Annotated in this window: 13 protein-coding genes; all 13 read right to left on the bottom strand. The window is 45.5% G+C overall.

Going from position 1 to position 17,841, the window contains the following annotated elements; translation table 11 throughout:
- Positions 1-15 precede the first annotated feature (15 nt).
- Positions 16-1,200: an elongation factor Tu gene (gene tuf, locus BEL05_RS07885; protein ID WP_069670837.1), complete on the bottom strand. Its 1,185-nt coding sequence runs from the start codon at positions 1,198-1,200 to the stop codon at positions 16-18.
- A gap of 79 nt (positions 1,201-1,279) precedes the next feature.
- Complete coding sequence (fusA, locus tag BEL05_RS07880) at positions 1,280-3,376, bottom strand: elongation factor G (RefSeq protein ID WP_028764732.1); 2,097 nt, start codon at positions 3,374-3,376, stop codon at positions 1,280-1,282.
- Positions 3,377-3,451: 75 nt separating this feature from the next.
- Complete coding sequence (gene rpsG, locus BEL05_RS07875; RefSeq protein WP_028764731.1) at positions 3,452-3,922, bottom strand: 30S ribosomal protein S7; 471 nt, start codon at positions 3,920-3,922, stop codon at positions 3,452-3,454.
- Between the two features lie 79 nt (positions 3,923-4,001).
- The gene (rpsL, locus tag BEL05_RS07870) at positions 4,002-4,376 is read right to left on the bottom strand and encodes a 30S ribosomal protein S12 (RefSeq protein ID WP_069670836.1); all 375 of its coding nucleotides are present in this window, start codon (positions 4,374-4,376) and stop codon (positions 4,002-4,004) included.
- Between the two features lie 189 nt (positions 4,377-4,565).
- Positions 4,566-8,780 (bottom strand): DNA-directed RNA polymerase subunit beta', encoded by a 4,215-nt coding sequence (gene rpoC / locus BEL05_RS07865; RefSeq protein WP_028764729.1) that lies wholly within the window; start codon positions 8,778-8,780, stop codon positions 4,566-4,568.
- 82 nt (positions 8,781-8,862) lie between these two features.
- Complete coding sequence (gene rpoB / locus BEL05_RS07860) at positions 8,863-12,894, bottom strand: DNA-directed RNA polymerase subunit beta (protein WP_069670835.1); 4,032 nt, start codon at positions 12,892-12,894, stop codon at positions 8,863-8,865.
- A gap of 240 nt (positions 12,895-13,134) precedes the next feature.
- The gene (gene rplL / locus BEL05_RS07855; RefSeq protein WP_028764727.1) at positions 13,135-13,500 is read right to left on the bottom strand and encodes a 50S ribosomal protein L7/L12; all 366 of its coding nucleotides are present in this window, start codon (positions 13,498-13,500) and stop codon (positions 13,135-13,137) included.
- A gap of 53 nt (positions 13,501-13,553) precedes the next feature.
- Complete coding sequence (gene rplJ, locus BEL05_RS07850; RefSeq protein WP_028764726.1) at positions 13,554-14,051, bottom strand: 50S ribosomal protein L10; 498 nt, start codon at positions 14,049-14,051, stop codon at positions 13,554-13,556.
- 279 nt (positions 14,052-14,330) lie between these two features.
- The gene (gene rplA / locus BEL05_RS07845) at positions 14,331-15,032 is read right to left on the bottom strand and encodes a 50S ribosomal protein L1 (protein ID WP_028764725.1); all 702 of its coding nucleotides are present in this window, start codon (positions 15,030-15,032) and stop codon (positions 14,331-14,333) included.
- 4 nt (positions 15,033-15,036) lie between these two features.
- Positions 15,037-15,465: a 50S ribosomal protein L11 gene (rplK, locus tag BEL05_RS07840; RefSeq protein ID WP_028764724.1), complete on the bottom strand. Its 429-nt coding sequence runs from the start codon at positions 15,463-15,465 to the stop codon at positions 15,037-15,039.
- 126 nt (positions 15,466-15,591) lie between these two features.
- Complete coding sequence (gene nusG / locus BEL05_RS07835) at positions 15,592-16,134, bottom strand: transcription termination/antitermination protein NusG (RefSeq protein WP_028764723.1); 543 nt, start codon at positions 16,132-16,134, stop codon at positions 15,592-15,594.
- A gap of 9 nt (positions 16,135-16,143) precedes the next feature.
- Positions 16,144-16,515 (bottom strand): preprotein translocase subunit SecE, encoded by a 372-nt coding sequence (secE, locus tag BEL05_RS07830; protein ID WP_028764722.1) that lies wholly within the window; start codon positions 16,513-16,515, stop codon positions 16,144-16,146.
- A 279-nt stretch (positions 16,516-16,794) separates the two neighbouring features.
- Positions 16,795-17,841: elongation factor Tu (tuf, locus tag BEL05_RS07825; protein WP_069670834.1), on the bottom strand; the 1,047-nt coding region annotated here is incomplete at its 5' end.

Raw genomic sequence — 17,841 nt, 5'->3', positions numbered from 1 at the left:
TAAGACTCGTTGCGATTAAGCTACGATCTCAGCTACAACACCAGCACCAACTGTACGGCCACCTTCACGGATTGCGAAGCGTAAACCTTCGTCCATCGCGATTGGGCAGATTAGTGTTACAGTCATTGCTACGTTGTCACCAGGCATTACCATCTCTACGCCTTCTGGCAATTCGATAGTACCGGTTACGTCAGTTGTACGGAAGTAGAACTGTGGACGGTAGCCTTTGAAGAATGGAGTGTGACGTCCGCCTTCTTCTTTAGACAGAACATAGATTTCTGACTTGAAAGTTGTGTGTGGAGTGATTGAACCAGGCTTAGCCAATACTTGACCACGCTCAACTTCGTCACGCTTAGTACCACGTAGTAGTACACCACAGTTCTCACCTGCACGACCTTCGTCAAGCAGTTTACGGAACATTTCAACACCAGTACAAGTAGTCTTAGTTGTATCTTTGATACCAACGATTTCTACTTCTTCACCTACTTTGATGATACCGCGCTCTACACGACCAGTAACAACAGTACCACGACCAGCGATTGAGAATACATCTTCGATTGGAAGAATGAATGCACCATCGATAGCACGCTCTGGCTCAGGAATATAAGTGTCTAGTGCTTCAGCTAGTTCAATGATCTTAGCTTCCCACTCTGGCTCGCCTTCAAGGGCTTTAAGCGCAGAACCTTGGATAACTGGTAGGTCATCACCTGGGAAGTCATATTCGCTAAGAAGTTCACGAACTTCCATTTCTACTAGCTCTAGAAGCTCTTCGTCATCAACCATGTCACACTTGTTCATGAATACGATGATGAATGGTACACCAACCTGACGTGAAAGCAGGATGTGCTCACGAGTTTGTGGCATTGGACCATCTGTAGAAGCAACTACTAGGATTGCGCCGTCCATCTGTGCAGCACCAGTGATCATGTTTTTAACATAATCCGCGTGACCTGGGCAGTCTACGTGTGCGTAGTGACGTGATGGAGTGTCATATTCGATGTGAGAAGTATTAATTGTAATACCGCGCTCACGCTCTTCTGGAGCGTTATCGATCTGTGCGAAATTCTTAACTTCACCACCGTAAGTCTTAGTCAATACAGACGAGATAGCTGCTGTTAGAGTTGTTTTACCATGGTCGACGTGACCGATAGTACCAACGTTAACATGGGGTTTATTACGTTCAAATTTTTCTTTAGCCACGATATATTCCTTTCTTTTCAGAAAATGCTCAGCTTTGCTGAGCAATAGCATTCAATATGAGTTATAGACTAATTTGCGGTTATCCGCGCGCGTCTATCACTGACTTTGCAACATTTTGCGGTGCATCAGAGTACTTCAAAAACTCCATTGAGTATGAAGCACGTCCTTGAGTGGCACTACGTAAATCCGTTGCGTATCCAAACATTTCAGATAAAGGTACTACCGCATGAACAAGTTTAACGCCGCCAATGCCGTCGTCCATTCCTTCAATCATGCCGCGACGTCTATTTAAATCACCTACAACATCACCCATATAATCTTCAGGAGTGGTCACTTCTACCTTCATACAAGGTTCTAGTAACGCAGGGTCTGCTTCGAGAGCGCCCTTCTTGAAGCCCATAGAGCCAGCAACTTTAAACGCCATCTCGTTTGAATCGACATCATGGTATGAGCCATCAAACAGAGTGACTTTAACGTCCAATACAGGGAAGCCAGCGAGTACGCCGTTCTTCATCTGCTCTTGAATCCCTTTATCTACTGCAGGGATGTATTCTCTTGGAATCACACCACCAACAATCTCGTTGGCAAATTCGTAGCCGAAACCCTCTTCTTGAGGTTCAAGCTTTAACCACACGTGACCGAATTGACCTCGACCACCTGATTGTCGTACGAACTTACCTTCTACTTCTACACTCGAGCGAATAGTTTCACGATACGCTACTTGTGGTTTACCAACATTACACTCAACACTAAATTCGCGACGCATACGGTCTACGATGATATCTAAGTGTAATTCACCCATGCCAGAGATCAGTGTTTGACCTGACTCTTCGTTGGTTTCAACACGGAATGACGGATCTTCGGCTGCAAGTTTTTGCAACGCAATGGCCATCTTTTCCTGGTCGGCTTGGGATCTTGGTTCCACAGCGATCGTAATTACGGGCTCAGGAAACTCCATACGTTCGAGAATAACTTTATGGTCAGAATCACAAAGCGTGTCACCCGTAGTGACATCTTTTAGACCAATAGCCGCAGCGATGTCGCCAGCGCGTACTTCTTTGATCTCTTTTCGATCGTTTGCATGCATTTGCACCATACGACCAATTCGCTCGCGTTTCTGTTTGACCGAGTTATACACGCCAGAACCGGTTTCCAATACACCCGAATAAACGCGCATAAAGGTCAATGTTCCGACGAATGGGTCTGTTGCAATCTTAAATGCCAAAGCCGAGAATGGGGCGTTGTCGTCAGCTGGACGCTCAACTTCCTGATCCTTGTCGTCGATACCTTTAATAGCAGGAACTTCAACAGGCGATGGTAAATAATCAATAACAGCATCGAGAACTGCTTGCACACCTTTGTTCTTAAACGCAGAACCACAGGTGGCCAAAACAATCTCGTTAGCAAGAGTACGTTTGCGCAGTGCAGATTTAATCTCTTCTTCTGATAGCTCGCCCTCTTCGAGGTACTTATCCATCAGTTCATCAGTCGCTTCTGCTGCTGCTTCTACTAGATATTCACGCATCTCAGCTGCCTTTTCGGCTAGCTCAGCTGGTATATCTTCGTAGGTGAATGTCATACCTTGATCAGATTCATTCCAGTTAATGGCCTTCATCTTGATTAGGTCTACAACACCCTTAAACTCTTCTTCTGCACCGATATTCAATTGAATCGGTACACAAGTCGCTCCCAGACGGTTACGTATCTGCTCAACGACGCGTTCAAAGTCTGCACCTGCGCGGTCCATCTTATTGACAAACACTAAGCGCGGTACGTGATACTTGTCCGCTTGACGCCATACAGTTTCTGACTGTGGTTCAACACCAGATGAACCACAGAACACAACAACTGCGCCATCAAGTACACGTAGCGAACGTTCAACTTCAATAGTAAAGTCAACGTGACCAGGTGTATCGATGATATTGATACGGTGCTCAGTAAACTGTGCCTCCATACCGCGCCAGAACGTGGTAGTCGCAGCAGAGGTAATAGTAATACCACGCTCCTGCTCCTGTTCCATCCAATCCATAGTGGCTGCGCCATCATGGACTTCACCGATCTTATGAGACATACCGGTGTAGAAAAGAACGCGTTCTGTAGTTGTGGTTTTTCCTGCGTCAACGTGAGCACAGATACCGATGTTACGGTAGCGCTCAATTGGAGTTGTACGAGCCACGATTAAACCCTCTTTACTAAGGAAAATACCTTAGTCATGTAAAACATGGTGCAGGCAAATCCCTGCACCAAAAGATTACCAGCGGTAATGAGCAAACGCTTTGTTTGCTTCTGCCATACGATGCACGTCTTCGCGCTTCTTAACAGCAGTTCCTTTATTTTCTGAAGCGTCTAGCATTTCACCAGCTAGACGTAGAGCCATAGATTTTTCACCACGCTTACGAGCAGCTTCAACTAACCAGCGCATCGCTAGTGCGTTACGACGCACTGGACGAACTTCACATGGTACCTGGTAAGTAGAACCACCAACACGACGAGATTTAACCTCGACTGATGGACGTACGTTGTCCAGGGCTGCTTCAAGGATAGCTAGATGTTCTTCGCTTTTTTTCTCAGCGACAACATCTAGTGCCTTGTAAATAATTTTTTCTGCAGTCGACTTTTTGCCGTCCTGCATAATGACGTTGATGAACTTAGCCAACAACTCACTATGAAATTTTGGATCTGGTAGGATTTTACGTTGTCCTACAACGCGACGTCTTGGCATAACAATTTCTCCGTATGCTTCAGGGACCCCAAAACTGGAATCTCAAATAATCTAGCTTGGCCTTACTTAACGGAAAACGTTAAGACTTAGGACGCTTAGCTCCGTACTTAGAACGTCCTTGACGACGCTCACTAACACCAGCACAGTCTAATGCGCCACGTACAGTGTGATAACGAACACCTGGTAAGTCTTTAACACGACCACCACGGATTAGAATCACGCTGTGCTCCTGCAGGTTGTGGCCTTCACCGCCGATGTACGAAGTTACTTCGAAACCGTTAGTTAGACGCACACGAGCTACTTTACGTAGTGCAGAGTTAGGTTTTTTTGGTGTGGTTGTGTATACGCGAGTACAAACACCACGTTTTTGTGGACACGCATTCAACGCTGGCACGGCAGTCTTGATGACTTTAGGCGAGCGAGGCTTACGTACCAACTGGTTTACAGTTGCCATGTATAGCTCCGAATCAGTTGATAAACTCAACAGTAAGGTGTGAAAAATCTATATCCCACAGGTGTGGGACGCGAAATTTTAGAAGTGTCTGGTGTTTCTGTCAAGAAATAGCCAACTTTTTACTCAATTAAAGTAAAAAAAGGCACCAAAAGGTGCCTTTTTTACAATCTATTTACGTTTGAGCGCTAATTATTCAGCACTACCCGCTAGATTTAGTAGATCTGCTAAGTTTTGCTCAGCTTCACTTGCACTAATAGTCGGTGCCTGTTCAGGCTGACCTTTAGCACCAGCTTGGTTGCGTTTCTGATGATACGCATAACCAGTACCGGCTGGGATCAAACGGCCTACGATTACGTTCTCTTTCAAGCCGCGTAACTTGTCACTCTTACCACCAACGGCAGCTTCGGTCAGTACGCGAGTTGTTTCCTGGAACGAGGCTGCTGAGATAAATGACTCAGTAGCCAAAGACGCTTTAGTGATACCAAGTAGTTCACGTTCGAACTTAGCAGGTGCTTTACCTTGCGCTTCAAGTTCGCGGTTAGCGATCTTAACGCGAGATACTTCAACTTGCTCACCAGGTAGGAATTCACTATCACCTGCTTCAGTGATCTCACACTTACGCAGCATCTGGCGAATAATCACTTCGATGTGCTTATCGTTAATTTTTACACCCTGTAGACGGTATACGTCTTGGACTTCATTAACAATATAGTTAGCCACTTTGTGAATACCACGTAGACGTAGGATATCGTGTGCTGCTTCTGCACCATCAGCAATAACTTCACCACGTTCGACTTTTTCACCTTCGAACACGTTAAGGTTACGCCACTTAGGAATCATCTCTTCATACGGCTTACCACCATCAGCAGGCGTGATCACAAGACGACGCTTACCTTTAGTTTCTTTACCGAACGAGATAGTACCTGAGTACTCAGCAAGAATTGCTGGCTCTTTTGGCTTACGCGCTTCGAACAAGTCAGCAACACGTGGTAGACCACCGGTAATATCGCGAGTCTTAGACGATTCTTGTGGAATACGTGCTAACGCATCACCAACGTTAATGGGTGCATTATCGTCTTGGTTAACAATCGCTTTACCAGGTAAGAAGTATTGCGCTGGTACTTCAGTACCAGGAATCATCAAGTCGTTGCCATCGGCACCAACTAGACGAATCGCAGGACGCATCTCTTTACCCGCAGTAGGACGTTGACCAACTTCCATTACAACGATAGAAGATAGACCGGTAAGCTCATCTGTTTGACGTGTCATGGTGACACCATCAATCATGTCAACGAACTTAATGCTACCCGCTACTTCAGAAACGATTGGGTGAGTATGCGGATCCCAGTTAGCGATAATTTCGCCAGCAGAAACCGTTGCATCTTCCAACTTCTCAAGTACGGTACCATACGGTACTTTATAACGCTCTTTCTCACGGCCTAGCTCATCGATAATCGCGATCTCTGATGAACGAGAAACGATAACCAGTTTGCCTTCGCTGTTAGAAACATGCTTAGCGTTATGTAATTTAACCGTACCAGCATTCTTAACTTGAACGTTGTTCTCAGCAGACGCTCGAGATGCCGCACCACCAATGTGGAATGTACGCATCGTAAGCTGTGTACCTGGCTCACCAATTGACTGAGCAGCAACAACACCGATAGCTTCACCTTGGTTGATGATATGACCACGAGCCAAATCACGACCATAACAGGCGGCACAAACACCAAAGTCTGTATCACAGCTAATAACTGAACGTACAATCACTTCATCGATTGAATGTTCTTCTAGCGTGTCACACCATGCTTCATCAAGTAACGTGTTACGTGGAGCAAGAACGTCTTCAGTACCTGGGTAATAAACGTCTTCTGCAACCACACGACCTAGTACGCGCTCACGTAATGGCTCAACAACGTCACCACCTTCAATAAGCGGCTTCATTGTTAGACCTTCGTGTGTACCACAATCGTCTTCGATAACAACTAAATCTTGTGCAACGTCTACAAGACGACGAGTTAGGTAACCCGAGTTCGCAGTCTTAAGTGCCGTATCCGCTAGACCCTTACGCGCACCGTGAGTAGAGATAAAGTACTGTAGTACGTTTAGACCTTCACGGAAGTTCGCTGTAATAGGGGTTTCGATGATTGAGCCATCTGGCTTAGCCATCAGACCACGCATACCGGCTAACTGACGAATCTGTGCAGCACTACCACGAGCGCCTGAGTCGGCCATCATATAGATGCTGTTGAACGACGCTTGAGTTTCTTCTTCACCATCACGGTTAATCACTGTCTCAGTAGACAGGTTATCCATCATCGCTTTAGAAACTTTTTCGTTGGCACTTGCCCAGATATCGATAACTTTGTTGTAACGCTCACCAGCAGTAACAAGACCCGACTGGAACTGTTCTTGAATCTCAAGTACTTCAGCTTCAGCATCAGCTACAAGCGTGTACTTTTCATCAGGAATAACCATATCGTTGATACCTACAGAGGCACCCGATACTGTCGCGAAATGGAAACCGGTATACATCAATTGGTCTGCAAAGATAACGGTATCTTTAAGACCCAGTTGACGATAACAGGTGTTCAACAATTTAGAGATCTGCTTCTTACCCATGTTTTGGTTAACCAAATCATAAGATAAGCCTTTAGGCAGAACCTGCGACAGTAAAGCACGACCAACAGTAGTATCTACGATACGACGGCTTTCAGTGCGTTCACCATTATCAGCAATTGTTGTCTCAGTAACACGAACTTTGACGCGAGCGTGAAGCTCTGCACAACCAGTGCGGTAAGCTTTTTCAACTTCAGCAACTGATTCAAAGGCCATGCCCTCACCTTTACCGTTAATGCACTCACGGCTGGTGTAATATAGACCCAATACAACGTCCTGTGACGGTGTGATCACCGGCTCACCGTTTGCAGGTGAAAGGATGTTGTTGGTCGACATCATTAATGAACGTGCTTCCAACTGCGCTTCAAGCGTCAGTGGCACGTGAACAGCCATTTGGTCACCATCGAAGTCGGCGTTGTATGCCGCACAAACGAGTGGGTGTAGCTGAATCGCTTTACCTTCAATTAGGACCGGCTCGAACGCCTGGATACCCAATCTGTGCAGTGTTGGTGCACGGTTAAGCATCACTGGATGTTCGCGGATCACGTCATCGAGCACGTCCCATACTTCAGGAACTTCACGTTCAACCATCTTCTTAGCAGCTTTGATGGTAGTAGCTAGGCCACGACCTTCTAACTTGCCATAGATGAATGGCTTAAATAGCTCAAGTGCCATCTTCTTAGGAAGACCACACTGGTGTAGACGCAGAGTAGGACCAACGGTAATTACCGAACGACCAGAATAGTCAACACGTTTACCTAGCAAGTTCTGACGGAAACGACCTTGCTTACCTTTGATCATATCAGCCAAAGATTTAAGCGGACGCTTGTTAGAACCTGTAATAGCACGACCACGACGACCGTTATCTAATAGCGCATCAACAGACTCTTGCAACATACGTTTTTCGTTACGTACGATGATGTCTGGAGCAGCTAGGTCTAATAGACGCTTTAGACGGTTGTTACGGTTGATCACACGACGGTAAAGGTCGTTCAAATCAGACGTAGCAAAACGACCGCCATCTAGTGGTACAAGAGGACGTAGATCAGGTGGCAGAACCGGAAGCACCTTGAGGATCATCCACTCTGGCTTGTTGCCTGAAGTGAAGAACGCTTCAATTAGCTTAAGGCGCTTAGTGATCTTCTTACGACGTGTTTCAGAGTTGATTGATGGCAACTCTTCGCGCATCATCTCAATCTCTTTTTCAAGGTCGATAGCACGTAGCAATTCTAGAACTGCTTCTGCGCCCATCTTGGCTTCGAACTCATCACCGTACTCTTCAAGTGCATCGAGGTAGTTTTCTTCAGTCAGCATTTGGCCGCGTTCAAGACTGGTCATGCCAGGCTCGATCACTACAAATGATTCGAAGTAAAGTACACGTTCGATATCACGAAGAGTCATATCTAGCATCAAACCGATACGGGACGGCAATGATTTCAAGAACCAAATGTGTGCCACAGGGCTAGCTAGATCGATGTGACCCATACGCTCACGACGCACTTTAGTCTGGGTAACTTCTACGCCACACTTCTCACAGATCACACCACGGTGTTTAAGACGCTTATACTTACCGCATAAACATTCGTAGTCTTTTACTGGACCAAAAATACGCGCACAGAACAAACCTTCACGCTCAGGCTTGAAAGTACGGTAGTTGATGGTTTCTGGCTTCTTAACTTCACCAAATGACCAAGAGCGGATGAGATCTGGCGACGCTAGGCCAATCTTGATCCCTTCGAATTCTTCAGTCTTGCTTTGCTGTTTCAGAAACTTTAATAAGTCTTTCACGTTTCTCTCCTGAAGGAGTTAAACCGGGTGCTCCGCTCACGCAGAGCACCGTTTATTGTCAAACTTCGGCGATGCCTTAGTCTTACTCTTGATCCAACTCGATATTAATACCGAGTGAACGGATCTCCTTCAGCAATACGTTGAAGGACTCAGGCATACCTGGTTGCATCTGATGGTTACCGTCGACGATGTTCTTATACATCTGAGTACGACCGTTAACGTCATCTGACTTAACAGTAAGCATTTCTTGTAGAGTGTAAGCAGCACCGTATGCTTCAAGTGCCCATACTTCCATCTCACCGAAACGCTGACCACCAAACTGAGCTTTACCGCCCAATGGCTGCTGAGTAACAAGACTGTAAGAACCAGTTGAACGCGCGTGCATCTTATCGTCAACCAAATGGTTAAGTTTAAGCATGTACATGTAACCAACGGTTACTGGACGTTCAAATTGATTACCGGTACGACCGTCAAACAAGGTACGTTGTCCAGAAGTAGGAAGACCTGCTAGTTCTAGCATCTCCTTAATTTCTTTCTCTTTCGCACCATCGAATGCAGGTGTCGCAGTCGGGATACCGCCTTTTAGGTTCTTAGCAAGACGTAGAACTTCTTCATCGGTAAATGAATCGATATCGACGCGCTGCTGCACCTCTTCACCGAGTTCATAAACTTGCTTGATGTAGTTACGAAGCTCTGCAAGTTCGCGCTGCTCTTCTAGCATTGCAGTGATCTTGTCACCGATACCTTTCGCTGCAGCACCTAAATGCACTTCAAGAACCTGACCGATGTTCATACGAGATGGTACACCTAGTGGGTTCAATACGATGTCCACAGGGTTACCATTTTCGTCGTACGGCATATCTTCTACAGGGTTAATCTTAGAGATAACACCCTTGTTACCGTGACGACCCGCCATCTTATCACCAGGCTGGATAGTACGCTTAACCGCAAGGTAAACCTTAACGATCTTCAGTACGCCAGGTGCTAAGTCATCACCTTGAGTGATCTTACGACGTTTGATCTCGAACTTCTTATCGAAGTCAGCTTTTAACTCTTCCGCTTGCTCAGCCAACTGCTCTAATTCAGTTTGCTTCGCTTCGTCGTCGATAGTTTGTACTAGCAACTGTGAACGTGGAATAGCATCAAGTTGTGCTTCAGTATAGCCTGCACCTAACAGTAGGTTGCGGGCACGACCAAGTACACCATCTTCAAGAATCTTAAATTCTTCAGTCAGATCTTTCTTAGCCTGAGCGATATGCATCTCTTCGATTTCTACCGCACGCTTATCTTTCTCAACGCCGTCACGGGTAAATACCTGAACGTCGATGATTGTACCTTTAACTGAATTAGGTACACGTAGTGAGCTATCTTTAACATCAGATGCTTTTTCACCGAAGATAGCACGCAATAGCTTCTCTTCTGGTGTCAGCTGAGTTTCACCCTTAGGAGTCACTTTACCGACTAGGATGTCGCCACCCTTAACTTCAGCACCAATATAAACGATACCTGATTCATCTAGCTTAGAAAGCGCAGACTCACCTACGTTTGGAATATCAGCAGTGATCTCTTCGCTACCCAACTTAGTATCACGAGCAATACAAGAAAGCTCCTGAATGTGGATAGTGGTGAAGCGATCTTCCATCGCTACACGCTCAGAGATTAAGATCGAATCTTCGAAGTTGTAACCATTCCAAGGCATGAACGCGATACGCATGTTTTGGCCAAGTGCCAAATCACCCAAATCGGTTGATGGACCATCGGCGAGCACGTCACCACGAACAACTGGGTCGCCAACACTGCAACAAGGACGTTGGTTAATACAGGTGTTTTGGTTAGAACGGGTGTATTTGGTTAAGTTATAAATGTCGATACCAGCTTCGCCTGGTGTCAATTCAGATTCATTTACCTTAACAACGATACGGCTTGCATCAACGTAGTCTACATAACCACCACGTTTTGCTGCCACAACAACACCAGAGTCAACTGCTAGCGTACGCTCGATACCAGTACCAACTAGCGGCTTATCAGCACGCAATGTTGGAACCGCCTGACGTTGCATGTTCGCACCCATCAATGCACGGTTAGCATCATCGTGTTCTAGGAATGGAATAAGCGATGCCGCAACAGAAATAATCTGCTGTGGAGATACATCCATATACTGAACGTCTGCAGCACGCATAAAGGTAGACTCACCTTTATGACGACAAGCAATCTGCTCTTCCATCATACGGCCACTGGCATCAACTTCGATGTTAGCCTGTGCAATCACATAACGGCCTTCTTCGATAGCTGACAAGTAATCGATATCATCAGTAATCACACCATCAACAACCTTGCGGTATGGTGTTTCTAAGAAGCCATAAGAGTTAGTGCGCGCAAAGCTTGCTAACGAGTTAATTAGACCAATGTTTGGACCTTCAGGGGTCTCAATTGGACATAGGCGACCATAGTGAGTTGGGTGAACGTCTCGAACTTCGAAACCTGCACGCTCACGAGTCAAACCACCAGGACCAAGAGCCGAAATACGACGCTTATGAGTCACTTCTGATAGTGGGTTGTTTTGGTCCATGAACTGAGACAGCTGAGAAGAACCGAAGAACTCTTTCACTGCTGCAGAAATAGGCTTAGCGTTGATCAGATCTTGCGGCATAAGCTCGTTAAGATCACCAAGGCTCAAACGCTCACGTACGGCACGTTCTACACGAACAAGACCTACACGGAACTGGTTTTCAGCCATTTCACCAACACTACGGATACGACGGTTACCCAAGTGATCGATATCATCGACTTCATCATTACCGTTACGGATTTTGATGATGTTTTGCATTACAGCAACGATATCTTCTTTGGTAAGAATGCCAGTACCTTCGTCATCATCAATGCTTAGACGACGGTTGAACTTCATACGACCTACTTTAGATAGATCATAACGCTCTTCACTGAAGAACAAGTTCTGGAATAGTGCTTCTGCAGCATCTTTGGTTGGTGGCTCACCAGGACGCATCATGCGGTAGATCTCAACCAACGCTTCTAGACGGTTAGTTGTAGAATCGATACGCAATGTGTCAGAGATATATGCACCGTGATCAAGCTCGTTGATAAACAGTGTATCGATCTCTTTAATGCCAGCCATAGATAACTTAGCAAGATCTTCTAAGCTGATCTCTGCGTTTGCAGACACCAACACTTCGCCCGTATCTGGGTCGATATAATCTTGTGCAGAAATCTTGCCTGAGATGTATTCAACTGGTACTTCAAGCTCAGTCGTGTTGGTTTTCTCTAGTTGCTTAATATGGCGCGCAGTAATACGACGTCCTTTCTCAACTAAGATAGTACCTTCAGCATCTTTAATGTCGTAGCTTGCTGTTTCACCGCGAAGACGGTCAGCGACTAGCTCCATTACCAAGGTATCTTTCTTAATCTTGTATTGAACGCGTTCAAAGAACAGATCAAGGATATCTTGAGTAGAGTAGTCTAGTGCACGCAGAATGATTGAAGCCGCAAGTTTACGACGACGGTCAATACGTACAAATAGTGCATCTTTCGGATCGAATTCAAAATCCAACCAAGAACCACGGTAAGGAATAATACGTGCGTTATAAAGCACCTTACCAGAAGAGTGGGTCTTACCACGATCGTGATCGAAGAATACACCAGGACTACGGTGCAACTGAGAAACGATAACACGCTCAGTACCATTGATAACAAAGGTACCGTTGTCAGTCATCAGAGGGATATCCCCCATATAGACTTCTTGTTCTTTAATGTCTTTTACTGTGCCTGGTGCAGCTTCACGATCATACAGAACCATACGCAACTTAACACGTAGTGGCGCAGAGTATGTAACACCGCGAATTTGACACTCTTTCACATCAAAAACTGGCTCGCCTAGCTTGTAGCTGACATATTGCAGCTCTGAATTACCAGAAAAGCTCTTGATGGGAAAAACGCTACGGAAAGCGGCTTCTAAACCACGCTCGCCTGTAGGATCTTGATCGGTGAACTTCTTAAAGGAGTCCAACTGGATTGACAATAGGTAAGGGATATCCAAAACTTGTGGACGCTTACCAAAGTCTTTGCGAATACGCTTCTTTTCAGAATAGGAGTAAACCATGGGTTTCCTCTGATTGCGAGATGTGACCAAGACTGAAACAACACATTCGGTCGTAACAGCACGTTTGCCCATCACCGTTGATAGCAAGAACCCAGCCAGTAATCTCTGCTCGGAACTGCGAAATCTGGCGACAAACGGTGAATAAAAAATCGCCTACGCTTACAGCGCAAAAAAGGCCGACGGTTAAAAAACCGCCAGCCTCCACCCGATGACTCGGGAGGTTGTAAGTTATATTATAACTTACTTGATCTCAACAGCAGCACCAGCCGCTTCTAGATCAGTCTTAAGAGCTTCAGCTTCTTCTTTAGAGATAGCTTCTTTAACTGCTACTGGAGCAGATTCAGCCATGCCTTTAGCTTCTTTCAGGCCTAGACCTGTAGCGCCACGAAGAGCTTTAATTACTGCAACTTTGTTGTCGCCGTGAGAAGTAAGAATTACGTCGAATTCTGTTTTCTCTTCAGCAGCAGCGGCATCGCCACCACCAGAAACAACAGCAGCAGCGGCAGAAACGCCGAACTTCTCTTCCATTGCTTCGATTAGTTCAACAACTTCCATTACAGACATTTCTGCAAGGGCTTCTAAGATTTGGTCTTTAGTGATAGACATAACAAAAAATTCCTAATTGTACTGAATTCAATTTAATTAAGCGGCTTGTAAAATTAAGCAGCTTCTTTCTGATCGCGTAGAGCGGCCAATGTACGAACGAACTTGCCAGCAGATGCTTCTTTTAGAGTCATCATGAACTGAGCTAGTGCTTCTTCGTATGTTGGTAGTTTTGCTAAACGATCAATGTTGTCTGCAGGGATTAATTCCCCTTCAAAGGCTGCTGCTTTGATCTCAAACTTCTCTTGCGCTTTAGCGAAATCTTTTAGAAGACGCGCAGCTGCACCTGGGTGCTCATTAGAGAATGCAATCAAAGTAGGACCAGTAAACGTATCGCTTAGGCACTCAAAATCAGTACCTTCAACAGCGCGTTTAACTAGAGTGTTACGTACAACTTTAACGTACACACCAGCGTCACGAGCGGCTTTACGAAGACCGGTCATATCACCTACAGTTACACCGCGTGAATCGGCAACAACTGCAGATAAAGCACCTTTGGCAGCTTCGTTGACTTCAGCAACAATCGCTTTTTTGTCTTCGAGTCTTAATGCCATTGGCTTTACTCCTGGATTCTATCTAGGGAATTCCCTAGCAATTACCAAACTAAATCTACTGACTTAGTTACTTACGGCGCGAATATCCAGGCAGAATAAAATCTAACTGGGGTCCGACACCGTCTACGTAGGAAATTAAGTTATCGTAATACGCTAACACCTACGGTCTTGGACGAGGGCCTATCTCGTCGCGCAATAAAGCGTTAGAAAATAGACCTCAACCCACAAAGTGCGCGCATTATAGACTAATACACCCACTTTGTAAAACAAGCTAAGAAATTAAGCAGCTGGAGTCAGGGTAGCCTGATCTACTGCAACACCTGCACCCATAGTGGTAGAGATGCTAACTTTCTTAACGAAAACGCCTTTAGCGGCTGCTGGCTTAGCTTTGATAAGCGCGCCAAGTAGAGCTTCAAGGTTTTCTTGTAGTTGAACAGCTTCAAAGTCCACTTTACCAATAGTAGTGTGGATGATACCGTTCTTGTCATTGCGGTAACGCACTTGACCAGCTTTTGCATTCTTAACTGCTTCGGCAACGTTAGGCGTTACTGTACCAGTTTTTGGGTTAGGCATTAGACCACGTGGGCCTAAGATTTGACCTAACTGACCAACAACGCGCATAGCGTCTGGTGATGCAATTACTACGTCAAAGTTCATTTCACCGGCTTTAACTTGTGCAGCAAGCTCGTCCATACCAACTAGCTCAGCGCCTGCTTCTTTAGCAGCGTCAGCGTTAGCACCTTGAGTGAACACAGCAACACGTACGTCACGACCAGTACCGTGTGGTAGTACAGTAGCACCACGCACGTTTTGGTCAGATTTACGTGGGTCAACACCTAGGTTAACCGCTACGTCTACACTTTCAACGAACTTAGCAGTAGCTAGTTCTTTTAGTAGTGCAACAGCTTCGTTGATATCGTAGCTTTTAGTTACTTCTACTTTTTCGCGGATCAAACGCGCGCGTTTAGTTAGCTTTGCCATTATATTAATCCTCTACTACCAAACCCATTGAACGCGCAGTACCTTCAATTGTGCGAGTCATCGCATCAATATCAGCACCAGTCATATCAGCGGCTTTAGTCTCAGCGATTTCCTGGACAGCGCTACGCTTGATAGTTCCCACTTTTTCAGTGTTAGGACGGCCAGAACCAGACTTAAGACCAGCTGCTTTAAGCAGTAGGAATGAAGCAGGTGGAGTCTTAGTTTCAAAAGTGAAAGAGCGATCAGTGTAAACAGTGATAACTACAGGAATTGGCATACCTTTGTCGAACTTTTCAGTACGAGCGTTGAATGCTTTACAGAATTCCATGATGTTAACACCTTTCTGACCCAATGCTGGACCAACTGGTGGCGACGGATTTGCAGCACCGGCTGCTACTTGTAGTTTGATGTAACCATCAACTTTCTTTGCCATGAGACATTTTCCTCAAGTATGGGTACAAACGCTAGCGACAACATGTCGGTTAGCTCCCCGAAAATAATGGGTGCGGATTATACAAAAATCCGCACCCATTTCCAATACGTTTTGTGCTTTATTTAATCAGCTTTTTTCAATCTGACCAAAATCAAGTTCTACAGGCGTTGAACGACCGAAGATCATCACCGATACTTTCACTCGGTTCTTCTCATAATCAACCTCTTCCACAGTACCGTTAAAGTCTGCGAAAGGACCATCAGTAACACGAACAACTTCACCTGGTTCAAATATAACGCGATGCGTTGGAGACTCAGTGGTCTCTTGAAGGCGTTGCAAAATTGCATCAGCTTCTTTATCTGAAATCGGTGCAGGACGATCTGAAGTTCCACCAATGAAACCCATCACACGTGGGATGCTTTTCACTAAATGCCAGCTTTCATCATTCATATCCATCTGTACGAGTACGTAGCCAGGAAAGAATTTACGTTCGCTTTTACGACGTTGACCAGCGCGCATTTCAACCACTTCTTCAGTCGGTACTAAAACCTCGCCAAAGTGGTGCTCCATTTCGTGCATTTTGATGTGTTCAAGCAATGATTTGCAAACACGACCTTCATAACCAGAAAAGGCCTGAACCACATACCATCTTTTTTTAGCTTCAGTCATACGAAATGCCTATACGCCTGTAATAAAATTAACAATTCTCAGCAATACTGCATCCATACCCCAAAGGATTAATGCAAGTATACCGGTTGCCGCTAGAACGATGAATGTCGTATTAAGGGCTTCTTGACGTGTTGGCCAAACAACCTTACGAACTTCAATGTGCGACTCACGAGCAAAAGTTAAGGCTTGCTTACCTTTCTCGGTTTGTAGAGCGATAAAGCCCGCTACCGCGAATGCCACTACGACACCGATAGCACGAACTAATACGCTAGCTTCGCTATACATTTGATTAGCAATAATGGCAGCAGCTAGCAGAATAACTACTACGCCCCATTTTACGATATCCAGAGAGTTACCCTGGCTTTCAGTATTTGTTGTCATCGGTTGATTCCGTTACTCACTACGACCTGAGCTTAAGTTTCGATAGCTTGAATCGCCTTTTTTGTAAAAGACCATCCAACCACCTTACTATTTACCCGAACTTACTCACTCCCAGAGCAAAAAGTAAGCCCAGAGGGTCAAAAATCGGCCATAGATTGTATTCTTATTCAGAGCGATTGGCAAGGCGGCACACGCATTGTTACTCACAAATATCTGCCGCCAAAAACAAAAAAGGCAGCCTAAGCTGCCCTTTTTAGTGTCTGTTAAGACTCGTTGCGATTAAGCTACGATCTCAGCTACAACACCAGCACCAACTGTACGGCCACCTTCACGGATTGCGAAGCGTAAACCTTCGTCCATCGCGATTGGGCAGATTAGTGTTACAGTCATTGCTACGTTGTCACCAGGCATTACCATCTCTACGCCTTCTGGCAATTCGATAGTACCGGTTACGTCAGTTGTACGGAAGTAGAACTGTGGACGGTAGCCTTTGAAGAATGGAGTGTGACGTCCGCCTTCTTCTTTAGACAGAACATAGATTTCTGACTTGAAAGTTGTGTGTGGAGTGATTGAACCAGGCTTAGCCAATACTTGACCACGCTCAACTTCGTCACGCTTAGTACCACGTAGTAGTACACCACAGTTCTCACCTGCACGACCTTCGTCAAGCAGTTTACGGAACATTTCAACACCAGTACAAGTAGTCTTAGTTGTATCTTTGATACCAACGATTTCTACTTCTTCACCTACTTTGATGATACCGCGCTCTACACGACCAGTAACAACAGTACCACGACCAGCGATTGAGAATACATCTTCGATTGGAAGAATGAATGCACCATCGATAGCACGCTCTGGCTCAGGAATATAAGTGTCTAGTGCTTCAGCTAGTTCAATGATCTTAGCTTCCCACTCTGGCTCGCCTTCAAGGGCTTTAAGCGCAGAACCTTGGATAACTGGTAGGTCATCACCTGGGAAGTCATATTCGCTAAGAAGTTCACGAACTTCCATTTCTACTAGCTCTAGAAGCTCTTCGTCATCAACCATGTCACACTTGTTCATGAATACGATGATGAATGGTACACCAACCTGACGTGAAAGCAGGATGTGCTCACGAGTTTGTGGCATTGGACCATCTGTAGAAGCAACTACTAGGATTGCGCCGTCCATCTGTGCAGCACCAGTGATCATGTTTTTAACATAATCCGCGTGACCTGGGCAGTCTACGTGTGCGTAGTGACGTGATGGAGTGTCATATTCGATGTGAGAAGTATTAATTGTAATACCGCGCTCACGCTCTTCTGGAGCGTTATCGATCTGTGCGAA

The organism is Shewanella colwelliana (assembly GCF_001735525.1).
GTDB lineage: Bacteria > Pseudomonadota > Gammaproteobacteria > Enterobacterales > Shewanellaceae > Shewanella > Shewanella colwelliana.
Note: the sequence above shows the minus strand (reverse complement) of the source record. Positions and strands in the feature narration are given on the sequence as shown.

What these genes read in the sequence shown, in the direction of transcription:
- rplK (WP_028764724.1), bottom strand. Translation starts at nt 15,465, where the DNA reads ATGGCAAAGAAAGTTGATGGTTACATCAAACTACAAGTAGCAGCCGGT.
- rplJ (WP_028764726.1), bottom strand. Translation starts at nt 14,051, where the DNA reads ATGGCATTAAGACTCGAAGACAAAAAAGCGATTGTTGCTGAAGTCAAC.
- rpsL (WP_069670836.1), bottom strand. Translation starts at nt 4,376, where the DNA reads ATGGCAACTGTAAACCAGTTGGTACGTAAGCCTCGCTCGCCTAAAGTC.
- rpoB (WP_069670835.1), bottom strand. Translation starts at nt 12,894, where the DNA reads ATGGTTTACTCCTATTCTGAAAAGAAGCGTATTCGCAAAGACTTTGGT.
- nusG (WP_028764723.1), bottom strand. Translation starts at nt 16,134, where the DNA reads ATGACTGAAGCTAAAAAAAGATGGTATGTGGTTCAGGCCTTTTCTGGT.
- secE (WP_028764722.1), bottom strand. Translation starts at nt 16,515, where the DNA reads ATGACAACAAATACTGAAAGCCAGGGTAACTCTCTGGATATCGTAAAA.
- rplL (WP_028764727.1), bottom strand. Translation starts at nt 13,500, where the DNA reads ATGTCTATCACTAAAGACCAAATCTTAGAAGCCCTTGCAGAAATGTCT.
- rplA (WP_028764725.1), bottom strand. Translation starts at nt 15,032, where the DNA reads ATGGCAAAGCTAACTAAACGCGCGCGTTTGATCCGCGAAAAAGTAGAA.
- rpsG (WP_028764731.1), bottom strand. Translation starts at nt 3,922, where the DNA reads ATGCCAAGACGTCGCGTTGTAGGACAACGTAAAATCCTACCAGATCCA.